The sequence below is a fragment of the Pseudonocardia parietis genome, from assembly GCF_017876315.1.
In the GTDB taxonomy this organism is placed as follows: domain Bacteria; phylum Actinomycetota; class Actinomycetes; order Mycobacteriales; family Pseudonocardiaceae; genus Pseudonocardia; species Pseudonocardia parietis.
In genome coordinates this window covers 309992-327540 of the sequence record NZ_JAGINU010000004.1, presented here as the reverse complement: position 1 = coordinate 327540, position 17549 = coordinate 309992, and the positions used below count along the sequence as shown (strand labels likewise).

General features: G+C 70.3%; 17 protein-coding genes and 2 pseudogenes. 11 read left to right on the top strand and 8 right to left on the bottom strand.

Annotated features, from left to right (window positions below):
• Positions 1 to 385: 385 nt before the first annotated feature.
• From JOF36_RS39860 to JOF36_RS37690, 4 genes and pseudogenes are all read left to right on the top strand, one after another.
• Positions 386 to 1192: pseudogene (locus JOF36_RS39860) on the top strand (IS701 family transposase); the annotation flags it as partial.
• Positions 1193 to 2311: pseudogene (locus tag JOF36_RS39855) on the top strand (IS701 family transposase); the annotation flags it as partial. It abuts the pseudogene before it with no gap.
• Positions 2312 to 2849: 538 nt separating this feature from the next.
• The gene (locus JOF36_RS37695) at positions 2850 to 3278 is read left to right on the top strand and encodes an STAS domain-containing protein (RefSeq protein ID WP_210036994.1); all 429 of its coding nucleotides are present in this window, start codon (positions 2850 to 2852) and stop codon (positions 3276 to 3278) included.
• A gap of 87 nt (positions 3279 to 3365) precedes the next feature.
• A complete protein-coding gene (locus JOF36_RS37690) occupies positions 3366 to 4109 on the top strand; it encodes a sigma-70 family RNA polymerase sigma factor (protein WP_210036993.1) in 744 nt (247 codons plus the stop codon).
• A 21-nt stretch (positions 4110 to 4130) separates the two neighbouring features.
• Here the strand turns inward: JOF36_RS37690 and istB are convergent, their stop codons facing one another.
• On the bottom strand, positions 4131 to 4967 hold the full coding sequence (gene istB / locus JOF36_RS37685) for an IS21-like element helper ATPase IstB (RefSeq protein WP_245350810.1): 837 nt from the start codon (positions 4965 to 4967) through the stop codon (positions 4131 to 4133).
• A complete protein-coding gene (gene istA, locus JOF36_RS37680; protein WP_210026967.1) occupies positions 4968 to 6239 on the bottom strand; it encodes an IS21 family transposase in 1272 nt (423 codons plus the stop codon).
• Between istA and JOF36_RS41280 the strand changes: the two genes are divergently transcribed.
• Positions 6198 to 6425 (top strand): sigma factor-like helix-turn-helix DNA-binding protein, encoded by a 228-nt coding sequence (locus JOF36_RS41280; protein WP_307862826.1) that lies wholly within the window; start codon positions 6198 to 6200, stop codon positions 6423 to 6425. The genes istA and JOF36_RS41280 overlap by 42 nt on opposite strands.
• Positions 6426 to 6634: 209 nt before the next feature.
• Here JOF36_RS41280 and JOF36_RS37670 read toward each other — a convergent pair whose 3' ends face one another.
• Positions 6635 to 7501: a manganese catalase gene (locus tag JOF36_RS37670; protein ID WP_210036992.1), complete on the bottom strand. Its 867-nt coding sequence runs from the start codon at positions 7499 to 7501 to the stop codon at positions 6635 to 6637.
• Positions 7502 to 7760: 259 nt separating this feature from the next.
• On the opposite strand from JOF36_RS37670, the gene JOF36_RS37665 reads away from it, so the two are divergent.
• The 3 genes from JOF36_RS37665 (at position 7761) to JOF36_RS37655 (ending at position 10039) form a co-directional block, all read left to right on the top strand.
• A complete protein-coding gene (locus tag JOF36_RS37665) occupies positions 7761 to 8336 on the top strand; it encodes a hemerythrin domain-containing protein (protein WP_210036991.1) in 576 nt (191 codons plus the stop codon).
• 142 nt (positions 8337 to 8478) lie between these two features.
• On the top strand, positions 8479 to 8826 hold the full coding sequence (locus JOF36_RS37660; RefSeq protein WP_210036990.1) for a hypothetical protein: 348 nt from the start codon (positions 8479 to 8481) through the stop codon (positions 8824 to 8826).
• A gap of 418 nt (positions 8827 to 9244) precedes the next feature.
• Entirely contained in the window at positions 9245 to 10039 is a 795-nt protein-coding gene (locus JOF36_RS37655; RefSeq protein ID WP_210036950.1) for a transposase family protein, read from the top strand.
• 305 nt (positions 10040 to 10344) lie between these two features.
• Here the strand turns inward: JOF36_RS37655 and JOF36_RS37650 are convergent, their stop codons facing one another.
• Positions 10345 to 10590 carry a hypothetical protein gene (locus tag JOF36_RS37650; RefSeq protein ID WP_210036989.1) on the bottom strand — a complete coding sequence of 82 codons (246 nt, stop codon included), beginning with the start codon at positions 10588 to 10590 and terminating at the stop codon, positions 10345 to 10347.
• Between the two features lie 153 nt (positions 10591 to 10743).
• Here JOF36_RS37650 and JOF36_RS37645 point away from each other — a divergent pair, with 153 nt between their 5' ends.
• Together JOF36_RS37645 and JOF36_RS37640 are read left to right on the top strand one after the other, a co-directional pair.
• Entirely contained in the window at positions 10744 to 11262 is a 519-nt protein-coding gene (locus JOF36_RS37645) for a hypothetical protein (protein ID WP_210036988.1), read from the top strand.
• 201 nt (positions 11263 to 11463) lie between these two features.
• The gene (locus tag JOF36_RS37640; RefSeq protein WP_245353258.1) at positions 11464 to 11955 is read left to right on the top strand and encodes an SPW repeat protein; all 492 of its coding nucleotides are present in this window, start codon (positions 11464 to 11466) and stop codon (positions 11953 to 11955) included.
• A 273-nt stretch (positions 11956 to 12228) separates the two neighbouring features.
• Here JOF36_RS37640 and JOF36_RS37635 read toward each other — a convergent pair whose 3' ends face one another.
• Positions 12229 to 12969, bottom strand: coding sequence for a GAF and ANTAR domain-containing protein (locus JOF36_RS37635; protein WP_210036987.1), 741 nt, complete (start codon positions 12967 to 12969; stop codon positions 12229 to 12231).
• 798 nt (positions 12970 to 13767) lie between these two features.
• Here JOF36_RS37635 and JOF36_RS37630 point away from each other — a divergent pair.
• Positions 13768 to 14625 (top strand): IS5 family transposase, encoded by an 858-nt coding sequence (locus tag JOF36_RS37630; RefSeq protein ID WP_210026896.1) that lies wholly within the window; start codon positions 13768 to 13770, stop codon positions 14623 to 14625.
• Positions 14626 to 14710: 85 nt separating this feature from the next.
• Here JOF36_RS37630 and JOF36_RS37625 read toward each other — a convergent pair whose 3' ends face one another.
• From JOF36_RS37625 to JOF36_RS37615, 3 genes are all read right to left on the bottom strand, one after another.
• Positions 14711 to 15346: an STAS domain-containing protein gene (locus JOF36_RS37625; RefSeq protein ID WP_210036986.1), complete on the bottom strand. Its 636-nt coding sequence runs from the start codon at positions 15344 to 15346 to the stop codon at positions 14711 to 14713.
• A 415-nt stretch (positions 15347 to 15761) separates the two neighbouring features.
• Complete coding sequence (locus JOF36_RS37620; RefSeq protein WP_210036985.1) at positions 15762 to 16073, bottom strand: hypothetical protein; 312 nt, start codon at positions 16071 to 16073, stop codon at positions 15762 to 15764.
• Between the two features lie 388 nt (positions 16074 to 16461).
• On the bottom strand, positions 16462 to 17514 hold the full coding sequence (locus tag JOF36_RS37615) for a site-specific integrase (RefSeq protein ID WP_210036984.1): 1053 nt from the start codon (positions 17512 to 17514) through the stop codon (positions 16462 to 16464).
• Positions 17515 to 17549 lie beyond the last annotated feature (35 nt).

Sequence of the window (17549 nt, the reverse complement as noted above, 5' to 3'; positions counted from 1 at the left end):
TGACGCGGCCGCTGTACTCACGAGGTCGGACGCCGCTGGGCGAGCCGCCAGACCGTTCCCTTGCACTCCTGGGGAAGCGGCGGCATCGGGTGGCCCTTCACGTCGGTGCTCCACCGATGCCCGCACCTGGCGTCGCAGTCGTAGAACCCAGACACGGGAGCACGTTGCCCGGGCTTGAGCGTGACGGTCTCGTCGTTCTCAGCCATACCCGAGCAGCTACCCACAGTCCGTCGCTACACACGAGGCCGCGCGCGGAGAAGTGCCGAACCTGGTAGGCACCGCGGACTAGTACTACAGTCACAGTTAATACGATCTCGATCGGCGTGTCGGCTTGGTGATGACCTGCGGATGAGATCACGTCTGGCAGGTGGTCGATGATGTCAATGTGACCGAGGTAGCGACCTGGGCAGCGGGACTGGAGGAGCTGCAGGCGCGGATCGCGCCGCGGTTTGCCCGTAGCGAGCCCCGCGAGCGTGTCGGTGAGTATGTGCGGGGCCTGCTGGCGCCGTTGGAACGCAAGAACGCCTGGACGCTGGCCGAAGCCGCCGGTGAGTCCCGCCCGGCGGGGATGCAGCGGCTGCTGGTCGGCGCGGACTGGGACCCCGATCTGGTGCGCGATGACCTGCGCGACTACGTCATCGAGCACCTGGGCGATCCCGGTGGGGTACTGGTGGTCGACGACACCGGGTTCCTGAAGAAGGGCACCAAGTCCGCCGGCGTGCAGCGCCAGTACTCCGGCACCGCGGGGCGGGTGGAGAACTGCCAGATCGGGGTGTTCCTCGGCTACGCCGCCCCGGGCGGGCGCACCTTCCTCGACCGCGAGCTCTACCTGCCCGCCTCGTGGACCGACGACCGGGCGCGCTGCCGGGAAGCCGGAGTACCCGACGCGGTCGGGTTCGCCACCAAACCCGAGCTGGCCATGAACATGCTCGCCCGCGCCGTAGACGCCGGGATCCCGGCGTCGTGGGTGACCGCTGACGAAGCCTACGGGCAGGTCAGTCGCCTGCGCCTGATGCTCGAAGACCGCGGCCTGTCCTACGTGGTGGCCGTGCCCTGCAGCCAGCGGGTGCACCCGACTACCGCAGCCGGTGGCGGGATCGACGTGCGCGCCGACGAGGTGATCGCCGGGCTCGCGCCGCAGGCCTGGAGCACCGTCTCGACCGGCGCCGGAGCCAAGGGCCCCCGGGTCTACGTGACCGAGGTAGCGACCTGGGCAGCGGGACTGGAGGAGCTGCAGGCGCGGATCGCGCCGCGGTTTGCCCGTAGCGAGCCCCGCGAGCGTGTCGGTGAGTATGTGCGGGGCCTGCTGGCGCCGTTGGAACGCAAGAACGCCTGGACGCTGGCCGAAGCCGCCGGTGAGTCCCGCCCGGCGGGGATGCAGCGGCTGCTGGTCGGCGCGGACTGGGACCCCGATCTGGTGCGCGATGACCTGCGCGACTACGTCATCGAGCACCTGGGCGATCCCGGTGGGGTACTGGTGGTCGACGACACCGGGTTCCTGAAGAAGGGCACCAAGTCCGCCGGCGTGCAGCGCCAGTACTCCGGCACCGCGGGGCGGGTGGAGAACTGCCAGATCGGGGTGTTCCTCGGCTACGCCGCCCCGGGCGGGCGCACCTTCCTCGACCGCGAGCTCTACCTGCCCGCCTCGTGGACCGACGACCGGGCGCGCTGCCGGGAAGCCGGAGTACCCGACGCGGTCGGGTTCGCCACCAAACCCGAGCTGGCCATGAACATGCTCGCCCGCGCCGTAGACGCCGGGATCCCGGCGTCGTGGGTGACCGCTGACGAAGCCTACGGGCAGGTCAGTCGCCTGCGCCTGATGCTCGAAGACCGCGGCCTGTCCTACGTGGTGGCCGTGCCCTGCAGCCAGCGGGTGCACCCGACTACCGCAGCCGGTGGCGGGATCGACGTGCGCGCCGACGAGGTGATCGCCGGGCTCGCGCCGCAGGCCTGGAGCACCGTCTCGACCGGCGCCGGAGCCAAGGGCCCCCGGGTCTACCAATGGGCCCGAGCGGCGGTCCGCCCGCTGGCCGGGCCCGGCTACTGGCTGCTCGCCCGGCGGAGCCTGACCGACCCCACCGACATCGCCTACTACCTGTGCTCGGCGCCGGCCCGAACCCCACTACGCGAGCTGGCGCGCATCGCCGGGACCCGGTGGGCGATCGAGGAATCCTTCCAGACCGCCAAAGGCGAGGTCGGGCTTGATCACTACCAGGTCCGCCGCTACGACGGCTGGTACCGCCACATCACCCTGGCCATGCTCGCCCACGCCTTCCTGACCGTCACCCGCGCCGACGCCCAAAAAAACGATCACGCCAGGCCGCAGAGCTGATCCCACTCACCCTGCCCGAGATCCGCCGCCTACTCGCCGGGCTGATCTGGACTCCCACACCCTGCTTGGCCAGTGTCCTGAGCTGGTCACGATGGCGACGACGCCATCAAGCCCGAGCGCAACACTGCCACTACAACGCCCGCTCCCGAGCACCATAACTGTGACTGTAGTACTAGAAGGCTCAGCAGTAGTACCGCTCCATGGCGCGCCACTCGTCCGGGCCATAGCATTCGCCAAGGTGCCGAGGACGGTCCGCTGGCCGACGAAACTAGGCCAGCGGACCCGGCCACGCGGATCGGCGGGGCGGTACCCCGACGCGGCTGCCGCCGTAATGTCGTGCACGAGATCGCGCATGCGAGGCGCTGACCCTCGCTGCCGTGGCGCCTGGAAGCGGCTGAGGCGTGATGTTGCAGACACCACGCCACGGGCTCGCCCCGCACCCGGGTTCCGCGCGCCTTACCAGGGGTATCCCGTCATCCCTGGCCGGTAGCGCGGCCGGTTGGTGTGGAGGTGGCGCGTGCAACCGAAGGCGAAGCGCACGAACGCGACGATGAGTGTGCGGTTGCACGCGCCGCGACCGCACGAGGTGCTCGCCCGGGTGGCCGGCACGGTGGACAGCGCAGGGGTGGATGTCCTTGTACAGCAGATCAGCGCCTCGTTCGATGCGGCCGCGCACGTCGTGCTCGACCTGAGTGGGGTGACAGCGCTGACTCCGGCCGGGGTGGAGGCACTCGTGAAGCTCAAGCGCGTGGCGACCCACCGTGGAACCCAGCTCCGCATCGTGGGAGGCGCCCGGGCACACGCTGCCCGCCATGCCATGGACCGACAGCTACCGCCGCCGCTCGACGGCGATGACGTAACGCAGCTGGAGCACGGCACGAATACAGAGTCGCTGCGCGGGTCCGGCCGCCGCGGTTGCGGCGCGGCCGACCCGTTTCTACCGTAGTCCTCACCGGACAAGAGCGGTCTCGACCGCGTCCGGCCCCGTTGAACGCGCAGCGGACTCGGTGAGTACACGCCCCGGGGGTTCTCCGTGCGCACACAGACGCGACTGCCCGCCCAACGGCCCCAGCCGACACACCGCGACGGGCCCCACGGCTACGACGACCTCGAGCCGGACCTGCGCCGGCTCGCCGGGATGGAACCCGACGACCCGGCCCGCGGGCCGTTAAGAGAACGGCTGATCTGCGAGTTCCTGCCCCTGGTGCGCAACCTCAGCCGCCGCTACCTCACCGCCACCCACTCCGCCGAGGACATCCTGCAGGTCGCCACCCTCGGGCTGATCAAAGCCCTCGACCGCTACAACCCCGACGCCGCCACCGGCGGCCCGCTCGGCTACCTCATCCCGAGCATCCGCGGCGAGATCCTGCGCTACCTGCGCGACCACAGCTGGGCGCTACGGGTTCCCCGCGACCTCAAGGAACTCAGCATCGGCATCAACCGCGCCACGGTCACGCTGACCCAGCAGCTCGGGCGGGCACCCCGGCCTAGCGAACTCGCCGAAGAACTCGGCACCACCACGGCCGACGTCGTCGAGGCGCTCGGCGCGCTCGAGTCCTACCGCGCGTCCTCACTCGACGTGCCCGGCTCGGACGGCGAACTCACCCTCGGCGACCGGCTCGGCGACGAGGACCCCGACCTCGAGGCAGCGTCGATGCGCGACGAACTGCGCGACCGGATCGACGTCCTGCCCCCACGCGAACGGCGCATCCTGCTGCTGCGCTTCTTCTGTCAACGGCGGGTTAGAAGTGACCCCCTGGCGACGGTTTGGGATTGACCCCTGTGTGCCCGGTTCGTGCTAGTTGTCGCGGTCTTTGGCGAGGAGTTCGCGGCGGGCGCGTGTGCGGTAGGAGTCGCCGGAGAGGGTGAGGACCTCGGCGTGGTGGACGAGGCGGTCGATCATCGCGGCGGCGACGATCTCGTCGCCGAAGACCTCGCCCCAGCGTCCGAAGGGCAGGTTGCTGGTGACCATGACCGAGCCCTGTTCGTAGCGAGAGGCGATGAGCTGGAAGAACAGGTTCGCCGCGTCGTGGTCGAAGGGGATGTAGCCGACCTCGTCGATGATGATCAGCTTGTAGCGGCGGATCTTGCGTAGCTCGGCCTCCAGCTGCCCGGCCTGGTGCGCGGCAGCGAGGCGGGTGATCCAGTTGCCGGCGGTGTTGAAGAGCACCGAGTGCCCGGACTGGGTGGCTTTGACCCCGATCCCGATCGCGAGGTGGGTCTTCCCGATCCCGGGCGGTCCGAGCAGGATCACGTTCTCGGCCTTGGCCACGAACGTGCCGGTCGCCAGATGGGCGAGCAGGTCTCGGCGCAGAGAGGGCAGATGGTCGAGGTTGAACTCCTCCAGCGTTTTCACGGCCGGGAAGTGGGCGGTGCGGATGCGCATGGTGGTGCCGGCGGACTCACGGTCGGCGACCTGGCGCTCCAGGACCGCGGTCAGGTACTCCTCGTGCGACCAGTTCAGGTCGCGGGCCTGGGCGGCGAGGTCGTCCCAGACGCGGGCGATCGTGGGCGTCTTCAACACGCGAGTCAGGTAGGCCAGCTTCGAGCCGAGCTCGGTGCTCACGCCACCGGTCTTCGTGGCTTCCGTGGCTGCTGTCGTGCTGGTCGTCGCGGTCGTCTTCGGGGTGGTCATCTACTGCCCTTCAGCGGTGGCGGTCGGGTCGGGTGCGGGGTCGAAGTTCACGCCGTAGAGCGCGTCGTAATCCGGCAGCGCGCGCAGGGCCACGACGTGCCCATCGGTGTGGGAGCGCGTGTCATGGCGGGCGCGGTCACGGGCGGCGGTGAACGCAGTGCGCAGGGCGCGGGCGGTGGCCCGGTGCTCGGGATCGGTCACCGTGGCGCCGCTGGCCCAGACCCGCTCGTGGGTGGCCGCGATCTGCCCGGCGCAGGTGACCGCGACCAGGGCGGGAGTGGCGATCCAGTCGACGAACCGGCCGATCGCGGCCGGGTTGACCGAGTAGTCGTTGCCGTCGACGCGCACGTAGTAGTCACGCGCCAGCCGAACCCGCCCGGTCAGCCCGACCTGCGGCGCCACCGGCGGCAGGGCGACCATCGCGGCCCGGTCGATCGGCCACCGCGTGGCGGGGGTGGTCCCAATCGAGCGCAGGTGCCGGGCGCCCGCCACCTCGGTCAACCAAGTCTCGATCTGGGCGTTGAAGTCGAACGGCGAGACGAAGCTGCGTCCGGGCAGAAAGGAGGTCTCGAAGTAGCCGTTGCGCCGCTCCACCAGTCCCTTCGACTCCGGGTCCCGTGCCGGGGTGAGCTTGATCCGCACCCCGAGCGTCCCGGCGAACGCAGCTGCCTCGACGCCGGGTCGCCCGGTGCCGCCGATCGCGGCCTCGCGGTCCCAGACCAGCGTGCGGGGACAGCGGCCCCACCCTGCGATGATCTCCCACATCCCGGCCAGGATGTCGCCGGCCTTGCGGGACGGGATCATCACAGCGTCCGTCACCCGGGAGAAGCCGCAGGTCATCGCCAACACCGGCAGGACCCGCGCCCCGCTGGCACCGACCGGGATCGGGACCGGCGGGAACCACAGGTCGCACTGCGCGAGCTCACCGGGGGCGTACTCGATCCGGTCCGCCGGGTCGGGAGGGGCGAACAACGGCCGCAGCTCACGCACCCGGTCCTTGAGGATGGTCAACGAGTGTGTCCAGCCGATCCGCTCGGCGATCACCGTCGCCGGCATCCTCGGATACTCGGCCAGCAGGGCCCGGACCTGCGGCTCCACCTTGTCCACCAACGACCCGCGCGGTCCACGCTCCCGCGAGGGCGGCGCGTCGGCCCGCAACGCCGCCCGCACCGTATTTCGCGCCAGTCCCAGCCGGCGGACGATCTCCTTGATCGGCACGCCCTCGGCGCGGTGCAGACGACGGACCTCAGCCCACTCTTCCAACGTGATCACCCCTCCAGCCTCGATGGAGGGGTCAGTCCCAACCCGTCGCTAGAGGGTCAGTCTCAGCGCGTCGTCGACATCTTCGGCGACCTCACCCAGTCCGAGATCGCCGCCGAGATCGGCGTCTCCCAGATGCACGTCTCGCGGCTGCTGAGCCGGACCGTCGCGCGGCTACGGGAGGAGCTCGGCGGCTGAACCCGCCCGCTCGATCCCCCAACTCGTGACGGCGGACTTCCCCGACCGCGCGCCTCTGCGGCGACACCCGGGCGCGGCGAGCAGCGCCCACCGTCGCGGAGCGGTCGTGCATCGCCATGGAATCCAGACCGGCCCTCACCCCGCAGGGCCGGCTACCAGCCGGTGCGGAAACGACGGGCCCCGCCGTGGCGGGGCCCGTCGGACCGGCCTCAGCGCAGCCGTTCGGCGGCCTGTTGAGCCTTGCCCTTCACCGTGCCTGCAGCGTTCTGTCCGCCGGCGTAGCTGCCGTAGAGCTTCGGGTCCGGCTTGGGTGCTGTGGCCGGCCCGCCGAGCGGGCTGGGGTCGGTGAGGTACTCGATGGCGTCCTCGCCACTGCTCCACCCGCCGCTGGGGCCGGAGCCGCCGTCGGAGAGCTGCCAGATCGTGTTGTTGTGGACCTGGTCCTCGACGTCGAGCAGGTCGTCCGGCACGATCTCGCCCTCGATCCCGTCAGCTTGCAGCTCCTCGATCGCCTTGAGCCACTGCTTCTGGTGCACGGTGTCACGGGCGAGATTGAACTTGAGCATCTCCCGCACACCCGGATCGTCGGTCATGTTGTAGATCCGTGCGGTCTGCAACCGACCCTGGGACTCGGCCGCCACATTGGTGCGGAAATCAGCCAGCAGGTTGCCCGAGGCCACGATGTAACCACCGCTCCACGGCACACCATTGGAGTCGCGTGGCTGCGCACCACCCCCGCCGACGATCGCGTGCTGCACATCCATGCCGCCGATCGCCGCGGCCACGGCCGGGTCGGTGACCGCGTGCGCGACCTGGGTGGCCGGGGCGTTCTCCAGCAGCCGGGCGACCATCGTCGCCAGCATCTCGACGTGCCCGATCTCCTCGGTCGCCGTGTCCATGATCAGGTCCTTGTACTTGCCCTCGACGCGGCAGTTCCACCCCTGGAACAGGTACTGGGTGGCCACGGTCATCTCACCCCACGCCCCGCCGATGAGCTCCTGGATCTTGCGGGCCAGCACCGCATCGGGCCCGTCGGGCTTGGCCTCGCACTGCAGCAACTTGGTGTGCCGAAACATTCGCGCTCCTGGGTCGATCGGGTCACCAGCTCCCCTGGCGGCGGTGCCTCTCCTACCCGGGGCCCGAAGCCCGAACCGCGTCAGGTGAACACCCAGCTGCCACAGGTCCGTCCCGCAACCCCCGGCGCACGTGTCGACGTAGACCGGTGCGGCGAGTGTCCCGGGTGCGTGCGTCTACCGGAGACACGATGACCACCGATTATGCGCGTCCGGGCGGGGTAGGCCAGTGCACCCGAACTGACCGTGAAGGAGGTCAACCGTGGCACAGGCACAGGGCGGGACTGCGGGCGATGTGGTCGACGAGCTGACCCGGGACCACCGCGAGGCGCTGGACACCCTCGCCCAAGTCTCCCGCGAGAGCACGAACCTGCAGGAACGCCGCACGTTGGTCGACACCGTGATCGGGGAGGTGGTGCGGCACTCGGTGGCCGAGGAGATGTATGTCTACCCGGTCATGCGCGACCGGTTCGACGACGGCGCCGAGATGGTCGACCACGATGCCGACGAGCACGCGCAGCTCGAGCGGGTGATGCAGGAGCTCGAGAAGACCGATCCCGGTGAGGGCCGGTTCGACGAGCTCGTCGGGGAGATGACCGAGGCACTGCGCCATCACGCCGAGGATGAGGAGAACGAACAGTTCCCCCGGCTGCGCGCGCACGTCGATCCCGACACGCTGCAGAAGATGCGGGAACAGGTGGACCGGGCCAAGCAGATCGCGCCGACCCGCCCGCACCCGGATGCGCCGAACTCGGAGGTGTTCCACAAGCTGGCAGGCCCCGGGGTGGGCATGATCGACCGGATGCGCGACCGGCTCTCCGGCCGCCTCAACAGCTGACCGGCAACGGCACCCGGGGCGCCCGCGGTCGCGCTCACGCCGCCACATACCGCAGTCGGTCCTCGGCATGCTGCGAGAGCTCGGCACCTCGGCGCGGCGAACCTGATTGCCGCGTGTGGTCACCGCTCGGGATCCTTGAGATATGAGTGAGAAACCGGTTGCCCTCGATCTGGACGACGCAGGGCTGGCTCAGGGCCTGCCCCGGCCCACCGACCGCCGCGATCAGGTCGGTGAGGTCCCGTTCCGTCCGGTCGTGTTCTCGGACAACGACCTGCCCACGGCTCTGGAACGGGCCGCGCGCTGGCTGCGCCGCAGCCAGGACTGGCTCGGTGAGCCAGTCGATGTGCTCGCGATCCACCTCGACTACGACGACGGACCCGAGGCCGTCTACTACGAGGTGAAATTGCTCTGCAACGAGGAAGACCTCGCCGGCGCCCCCATCGCCGTGCGCGACCGCGCCCCCACCCCCGACGACTCACCATCGACGTAGCGCTGCCGCGCCGCGGCAGAAACACCGCACGGCCCGGACGTGCTGCGCCCGTGACCGGCGCCGATGCTCGAACCCAGCCCGGCGAGGCGAGTACATGTTTCTGTACTCATCGACAGGGAGCCGCTGAGTAGCCACCGAGGCCGGGGCGTCGTGCCCGACGCCCCGGCCTCCTCCACTCCGGCCCGCCCACCGATCGCGCCCGTCATCGACTCTCGTCCGCGAGACGCTGCCGCTCGGGGGTACTGAGGGAACGGCGTGGTACGGATCTGTGATCGCCTCAACGCCTCCGGTCAGTGAACCTTTTCCAACCTGGCGGTCAGGCGGGTTGGTCGTGTCTGGCGTGGCAGCCTGGAAAGCAAAAGAGCCCCTGGTAGACGAGTGATTGCCTAGATCAACTCGTTGTCCACCAGGAGCTCCGATGCTTTCCTACCCGTCCGCGCTGTCGGTGTCCACTCGCGCGCTGATCACCCTGACCAACGCCCTGCAGCACAGCCGCAACCAGCGCGGTACCCGCTGGCGGCGCCTCCCGGTCGGCCGCCACGCCCTGCTCGCCCTGGCGCATCTGCGCAAGGGCGAGACCTACCCCGACCTCGCCGCCGGGTTCGGAGTCGGCACCACCACGGCGTTCCGCTACGTCCGCGAAGCGATCGACGTCCTCGCCGCCGCGGCACCGAACCTGGCCGAGGCGATCGCGGTTGCGTTGCGGAAGGCGTTCGTGATCCTCGACGGGACCCTGCTGCGGATCGACCGGGTCGCCATGGCCTCGGGGCGCGACCGCCCGTACTACTCGGGGAAGTGGAAGTGCCACGGCATGAACGTCCAGGTCATCAGCGACCCGGCCGGGCGGCTGGTCTGGGCGTCGCCGGCGTTGCCCGGTGCGCGGCATGACATTGGTGCCGCCCGCGAGCACGGGATCATCGACGCCCTCAACGCCGCCGGGGTGCCGGTGGTCGCAGACAGCGGATACCGCGGCGCCGGGCCGACGTTCCACCTCCCACAGCGACGCCGACCCGCCGATCGCGACACCGGCGAGCGCCGACGGCTCTCACCGAGTCAGCGGGAGGTCAACGCCGCCCACGCGGCGCAACGCGGCCCCGGTGAACGCGCGAACGCGATGTTCAAGAGCTGGAAGATTCTGCGGAAGATTCGGTGCTGCCCGCAGCGGACCACCGCGCTGGTCAACGCGATCCAGACCCTCATCCTCGCTGGCTGACGCCAAGTGGAAAGAGGTCAGTGCCGGGCAGGGCGATGAGCATGCATTTCACGGGTGCAGAACGCGCCCAGGCTGTGCATGCCACGACGGTGACCCGGGCGCTGACCGGGTACGTGGCGGTCGCCGGCCCGACCCGGTCCGCCCGTTTGGACCACCACCATCAGCCGGGCGTCGGCGCGCTGGCGACCCTCCGGTACCAACCGGCGATGGTGCGCAGCGCGGCGGCTTCGTCCTCGGTGCCGCACCCGCATCCGGCCCGACCAAGTGGACCCGACGGGTGACGCGTCGCGTCGTGAGCTGCGCGCTCACACGTCGATGGCACGCGGGATGATCGAAGCAGCGCCGGCGCTGACCCGGTCGCGGCGGGCGCGTTCGCGCTGGGCCGGTTCCGCAGCCGGTGGGCCCGGGTCGGGATCGCCGGGACGCGGCGACGACTCTGGCGCGCTGGAGATCGGGGTAGCGACGTCGTCGCCCCCGTGGTGTGGCTGCGGGGGGCAGAGTTTGGCGACTAGGGGGTCGAGCTCGCGCAGCGGATCGATCGTCTCGGGCATCACGTCTGTCCTCCTCCCGCATAGATGCATCCTCTCCTGAGAGATATCTATCTTGGTTACTGTAGTTTTTTCTGTCAATCCGTGCTCGGTGCGATGTTCGGCGGGTGGCGGAAACGGGGACCCGCGACCCGTCGTGGTGGGGAAGGAGCAGACGTGAGCGATGAGCTTCGGGTGAAGGTGGACAGCCCGCGCGCCGACCTCTATCGGATCCAGCCGTGCGGGATACTGAACACCAGGGTCGGGGCGCGGGTGCTGCGCCAGGTCGACTTCCGTCTGCAGCTGGTCGATGACGGCTCGGTCCAGACTCGGCACGTGATGATCGATCTCAGTGAGGTCGCCGCAGCGACGCCGCAAGGATTACGTGCATTGCCACACGGCCACTACGCCACCAGACGCCGGGGGATCGGATTCCACCTGATCGGGGGCGGGCACCTGGCCTCGAAGCTCGGGCCGCCCGAGCGCGCGCTGTTGGCCGGTATCGGCGGATTTCCCGACCTCGACGCTGCGCTGCACGCCCTGGCCGTGCCCGCGCCGTGCCCCCACGCCACCACGGACGGAAGCGCTGGGTGCACGGAGGCGGCCCGCACTGAACCGGCTGCGGCCGAGGACCCCGCGCGCGCCGGCCCACCCTGGCAGCCGCGCACCGCGGCGAGCCCGGGCGTTCGCCGGTGATAGACGCCCGGGAACCAGGAGGCGGGCCAGGTCGGCCTCCTCATGGCCTCGGCGATCGACCTGGTGAGATCGGTCTCGGACCGATCGAGCAGAGCGAGTCTGAAGCGTGCGAACTCGCGCCATCCGCCTCTGTACTGCGGGCGGGAGCGGATCGATAATGGCGGTGAGGTGGACCACAGTCGTCTCATGGAGGTGAGCAGCATGTCCACTCCTCAGAACCCGTCCATGGCCGACCACCCCGATCTCGCCGAGGTGCAACGGGGCCATGAACTGCAAGAGGTCCGGATGCGCTACGAGCGCGCCGCCGAGACGGTCACCGGGCAGCTGCTCGAGGGCACGATCCTGCTCGCCGGGCTCTACATCGCGCTGTCCGGGTGGATCGTCGGGTTCACCGGCCCGCTGCAGACCCACAACCTGATCGTCGGGATGGCGATCGCGGTGCTCGGGTTCGGGTTCGGCGCCGCGTATGGCAGTACGCATCGACTGGCGTGGGTCTGCCCAGTCCTCGGGGCGTGGACGATCGTGGCGTTCTGGGCGGTCAGCGGTCCCACACCCGGCCTCGGTGCACTTTTGACCAACATCATCGCCGGTGCGGTGGTGCTGCTGGCCGGACTGGCGCTGCTCGGCGCCACGTCGATAGACGACGGTGGTGGGCAAATGCTGCGCGCCCGGGTCGGGCGCCGCACACGCTAATCCGACACCAGCCTGCTGCGAGCGTCGCCGGACGACGCGGCGCGGCATGGGCCGGCCGGGCCAGTGCGGTCACCGACGTCCTCGGCGCCCGGAGGTAGCGCCTGCGCCCGGGCGGGCGGGGCGGATCGTCGGCTCGAAGATCGACGCCGATCCGTAGGTTCCCCGACCGGCAGCTCGGCCGGACCGTACCGAGGGGGCGCCGTCTGACACCCGGGACCGTGGTCAGCATCCGTGCGCCGGTTGTCATGGGGGCTGGCCTCGACCCGCCGGGTCTTAACGACCCGAAGATTGAGAATCCGGCTTGTGCCGGCCCTCGGCGCTGGTCAGCCACTGGGCGACGTCGACGAGCTTGATATTGGTGTCCTGCGAGGAGCGCACCAGCATCTCGAAGGCACGGTCGCCGTCGACGTCGAAGCGTTCCATCAGAATGCCCTTGGCCTGCCCGATCACGTCGCGACTGCCCAACGCCTGTTGCATGTGGGCGGCGTGCTCGGCACCGTAGAGCAGCAGCGCAGCCTGCACGCTGAACAGTCCGGCGATGGTGCGGGAAACCTCGTTGAAGGCCTCGGGCTGGTGGGAGTAGAGGTTCAGCGCGGCGCGGGTGCCCCCGTTGGTCGAGAGCTGGGTCGACAGCATCGACCGGTAGCCCTGCCCGACCGCCTGCGGGGCGTAGTTCGGCCACCGATCGGCGTCAGGTGAGCAGGCCAGGTCGCGGGCGTAGACGATCCCGTCGGCGGGCGGTTCCTGCGCGGCGGTGATGCAGGGGCCCTCGTTGAGCTGGGCCTGCAGCTCGTCGAGTTTGCGCACGTCCTCGCTGACCGGAACCCGCGAGCCCACGTGGCCGTCCTCGGTCATCGAGATCCCGCCGGCGTCGGCTCCAGGGACGGTGTCGACCGCCGCGGCCACGATCTGGCCGAGGGTCTGTTCGAGATCGCTGATGCTGCGCCGCGCCACCAGATCGTGTGCGGCTCGGCGGAGCGAGACGACCAGCTGGTCGGTCTGTTCTGGCTGCATGTACGAGTACCGCCCTTGCGACGAGTGGGGTACGGGTGCAGCAGGACAACCTTGTGCTGTACGGCAGAGCCGAGGCGGCATGCACTGCGCTCCCGCCACCTTCGGGGGTAGCCGAGGTGCCCACGACGAATACCGAACGCGCGGCAATGAGTACCTGCGCCCGTGTCGGAGCAAGCCGTTGTTTCGACCTGCGTGCCACGCTACACCCGCGTCGCCGGGCGATACCGCCTCGTCGCGGCCGCGAACACCATGCGGCTGCGGTCTACTTCGGAACACCGAGCGGACCGGCGATGGCGCGTACGCTCGCGGCGGGGACCGTGCAGCTCCAGGCTTCGATGGTTGAGACCACAGCGGTCGGAGCCGACTGCGGCGTGATGCCGGCACCGGATGACCCGCTGGCAACATCACCCGCCCGGCAGCGGATATGTCCGCTGAACTCGGTATCCGACCGGGTCGCCCGGAGGTGAGGATTTCGACCGCACGCAGCGAGTTGCTCGAACTCGGGTGCACTCGGAGCGACGTACGGCCAATGCTGGTCTGAGCGACCCGAGAAGACACCGCTACGTGCGGGCAGAGCTAGGTGTCAGCGCGCGGCGTGGTCGAAACGGCGTCGCCATCCGGCGTCCACCTCGCGCCGTGATGTAGCCGTTCTCCGGTCCCGCTAACGGCGGCTTGCGCCCGCGCGGGCGCGACTTAGAGCGTCCGGCAAATGAGGTCGCCGCGTGTCGTTGCAGGTAGAGGCACGGACCCAGAAGTGATCATGGGATTGCTGAAGTCCTGTGATCGCCTGGAGGGTCCGTGCCTCTGTTGCCAGCATCCCTGATCGAGCCGCTGTGGGTCGAGTTCGCTGACCTGATCGGGTCCGAACGACGGCCCGAGTTCTCCCCGACCCATCCGTGGGGCTGTCATCGTCGCCGGATCCCGGACCGGGTCGTGTTCGAACACGTGCTCGCCGCGCTGGTGCACGGCAGCGGCTACGAACGCCTCGCCTCACCGGGCTGCTCGGACCGCACCATCCGCCGCCGCCTTGACGACTGGGCCCGGGCCGGCGTCGGTCGAGAAACGCTGCGCCAGGCCCTGGCCGGCTACGACCAGATGATCGGACTCGACCTCGATGACCTGTCCGTGGACGGGTCGATCACCAAGTCCCCGTGCGGCGGTGAGGTATCCGGGCGCAGCCCGGTTGACCGGGGCAAACAGGGCACCAAACGCTCGGTGGCCGGCGACGGGAACGGGATCCCGCTGCACCTGGTCGCCGCCCGCGCCAATGATCACGACTCGCCGTTGCTCGAACCCACCCTGGCCGGGGTTTGCGACATGATCGGTCCGTTGCCCGATCTGCCGGGCATGCATCTGGACCGGGGCTACGACTCGGCCAAGACTCGCGACCTGCTCGAGGTCCTCGGCTATGACGCCCACATCGCGCTCAAGGGCGAACCCGCCCCGATCCAGGCTGGGCGGCGGTGGCCGGTCGAGCGCTTGCACGCGTGGATGAACGGGTTCGGCAAGCTGCGCCGGTTCACCGACAAGCGCCGCGACATCGCCGAGTTCTACCTCAACCTCGCCGCCGCGTTGACCGTGATCCGCCGCCTGATCAACCGCGCACGCGTGCTCTACCGCTGGCCCACCCGGCCGACCACCCGCCGACTCCGCTGAACATCATTTGCCGGACGCTCTTAGCGCCACTGCATCCTCGGACAACGCCACGGCCAGCACGGCGGCGGGGAAGCGTGGTCGTTTCCTACGCCGGGGCAACGCCTACCCGGGTCGGCGGCCGGCCCGGGCGCTGGGCGGGGCGGGACGAGCTGGTAGTGACCGGATGTGTCAGCCGGTTCGGTCCGGAAGCGAAGGAGGTGCCGTAGCCGGCGCCGGCTGTGGCTGTTCGGGGCTGCGGCACCGCGGCGGGCTCCGGGTCCTCGATGCGCCGCAATGCGGCAGCTGCGGCACCGGCGGGTGCCAGCGGTGGCGTCGGCAGCGTCGCCAGCGCCATGTCGATGGTCGCAACGGGGCCGCGCTCGGCGAGCAGCTGCTGGACCGGGAACGGGAGCAGATGCACGCGCCCACTGCAGCCGGTCACCAGCAGCCGAAACCCACCGTGGCGGGCCCGGGATCGGGCATCTCGCAGCAGGCGAAGCCCGGCGGGCTCGAACTGCGAGATGCCATGCAGATCGATCACGACCGCGATCGGCGCTCGTCGGCCGGCGGTGATCAGATCGGCGTGGAGGTCGACCAGGCGCAACAACGCCGCAGCCCCGCGGCGGTCCAGCAGCCCATTCGCGCGGATCAGCAGGGCCCGTTCCGAGCGCTCCACGGTGATTTGGGCTTGTCGATGCTTCATCCCAACCGTCCCTCTGCAGCGCGACGATGCTGCCCCCATGACGTTCCCGCCGGTCCGGCACCCCACACCATCTCGCGTGCCCCTGCTCGACCGGCGGACTCCAGCGCCAGCAGGTCAGAGCCGAACCAGAGCGGTGTCGACCGCGGCCGGCCCCGTTGAACGACGCAACGGACTCGGTGAGTACACGCCCGGGAGTTCTCTCGTGTCGCAGGGTCGTCGTGCGTGCCGACCGGTCGTAGGCGGCCCGCTCCGGGTTTGCTCCGTCTGACCAGCCACCCAGAGATGCGTGCGGCTTCCCCCGGTCGATCAGTCCAGACTGCTGCACGCCGTGATCAAGTCTGTTACCGCCGGTGCCTGCCCGGTACCGTCGAGGTCCGCCCCGTCCAGCAGCCGCGTCGCGTGTCAGTAATGCCTCACCAGCGTCCGTGGTGACGCGGAGTGGCTTCAGTGGTGATCAATCCTGGTCCAGCTCGAACAGGGCCGGCTGCACCTCGCCGCGACGCAGGCCCGTGCCGTGGGCGCACTTGCGGCAGGTCGCCGGGTCGTCGGTCGCGGTGAGGTCGTCGGCGGCGGCGAACCCCGACCAGCCTTGGTGACACGCCGGCACGGGCAGCACCAGATCACCCAGCCAGCTGCGCCAGGCGACCTCGTGCACGACGCCGGACCGCCCGATCCGCAGCCGGTGGTCGGTGAACCGTCGGGTCTGTTGCCCGGCGAACTCTTCCGGGTCCACACGCGGGCGCGGGACCAGCTGTAGCGCCTTCATCGCCGCGGTGTCCTCCTCGTCTCGCCCGCCGCTATACGGCTGCCACCGGCAGCCTGGCACGGGCCCCCGACAACGAACCGCACACCAGGCCGCGGGCGAGCTGCCGGCGGCGCGGCGCGGGGATGGCCGCTCACGGCGCGGGCACCGGTGCGTTGGTGCCGCGGGCCGTCACGTTCGGTGGTACGCCCGGCCCTGTGATCATCCCGCCAGTGCGGTCGGAGGGCTACGGGAAGTGGCGGTCCCAGGGCAGTCGACGCTGGTCAGCGACGAGATCACCGATCAGCTTCCTCTCGCGGTGGCCGACGGATCTGCCACTACCACGGTGACGGCCGCGGCCCGCCGCGCCGCTCGTGGCGGCAGCACACGAGTCTGTCGTCGGAAAAGGTCCTCAGATGCCCATGTTGGTGGCGGCGTTCGCGGTCCAGGCATTCTCGACGCGCACATAGCCGCCGACCGAGGCGAGCGAGCGATGCCGGGTCTGGGCGGCGATCTCGCGGTCGGAAGCGCCGCGCAGGTGGGCCCAAGTGACGAACCCGGCCCGCAGCGAATGCGGGCTGTACCCGGCGTCGTCGTGGCCGGCCGCGGCGGCGAGTGCGGTGATCCGGCGGTTGACCGAGGCCCGATGCAACTGCCCGGGGGTGACCCGGTTGCCGGTGGAGACGCGGCGCAGGACCGGCCCCTCGGTGATGGCGGCCAGCTTGAGCCAGGTGGTGAGGGCGCGGACGGGGCAGGCATCGGGGTGCGCGGCGTAGGGCAGCACGACGAGCTCGGTGTGCTCGCCGCGCTGGTTGGTCTTGGAGCTGGGGATGGTCAGGGTCCGGCCGCGGTCGTGGGGGAGCACGTTGTCGACGGTTAGCGCGCACAGCTCCGAGCAGCGCAGCGCCGACCAGAACCCGACCAGCAGCAGGGCGCGGTCCCGCGCGCCGGCCAGGTCCGGTTCGGCCGGTCGACCGCGGAACTGTCGGGTGGTGCCGGTGGCGGCGACGAGGTCGAACAGCTGCGGCGGCATCAGCGGCCGGGCCTGGTCCGGTGGGGCGCCGTGTTCGCGCCGGATGCCCTCCCAGACCGTGGTGACCCGGGCCGGGCTGGTCGGGTCGGGCAGGTCGCGCACGGCGTGGAAGAACCGGATCGCGGCCATCCGCCGGCTCATCGTGGAGATCTTGGCTCCGGCCCGGGCGAGGGTGACCAGGTAGCCGGAGACGGCCGCGGCCGGCGCCGGTAAGCAGTCGTGGTTCTCGCGGTCGCACCAGTCGCAGAACTCAGCCCAGTCCGCGCGGTAGGCGGTGACGGTCGAGTCGGCCCGCGCGGCACGGACGTAGCTGGCCTCGTCGGGGGTGAGCGGCGCCTCCCCGGCCGGCGGCGTGAGCTCGGGCCACCGCCGGCGGCTGTCGGTGGGGTCGACGAGCAGTTCGCCCTGCTCGACCGAGGGACTGTCGGTCACGGTCGCCGACCGTAACCGCGCACGCCCCGCAGAGG

Excerpts from the sequence above, each read along its gene's own strand:
- istB (WP_245350810.1), bottom strand. The coding sequence starts at position 4,967 with ATGACCACCCCGAAGACGACCGCGACGACCAGCACGACAGCAGCCACG.
- JOF36_RS37670 (WP_210036992.1), bottom strand. The coding sequence starts at position 7,501 with ATGTTTCGGCACACCAAGTTGCTGCAGTGCGAGGCCAAGCCCGACGGG.
- JOF36_RS37660 (WP_210036990.1), top strand. The coding sequence starts at position 8,479 with ATGAGTGAGAAACCGGTTGCCCTCGATCTGGACGACGCAGGGCTGGCT.
- JOF36_RS37655 (WP_210036950.1), top strand. The coding sequence starts at position 9,245 with ATGCTTTCCTACCCGTCCGCGCTGTCGGTGTCCACTCGCGCGCTGATC.
- JOF36_RS37650 (WP_210036989.1), bottom strand. The coding sequence starts at position 10,590 with ATGCCCGAGACGATCGATCCGCTGCGCGAGCTCGACCCCCTAGTCGCC.
- JOF36_RS37640 (WP_245353258.1), top strand. The coding sequence starts at position 11,464 with ATGTCCACTCCTCAGAACCCGTCCATGGCCGACCACCCCGATCTCGCC.
- JOF36_RS37635 (WP_210036987.1), bottom strand. The coding sequence starts at position 12,969 with ATGCAGCCAGAACAGACCGACCAGCTGGTCGTCTCGCTCCGCCGAGCC.
- JOF36_RS37625 (WP_210036986.1), bottom strand. The coding sequence starts at position 15,346 with ATGGGGGCAGCATCGTCGCGCTGCAGAGGGACGGTTGGGATGAAGCAT.
- JOF36_RS37620 (WP_210036985.1), bottom strand. The coding sequence starts at position 16,073 with ATGAAGGCGCTACAGCTGGTCCCGCGCCCGCGTGTGGACCCGGAAGAG.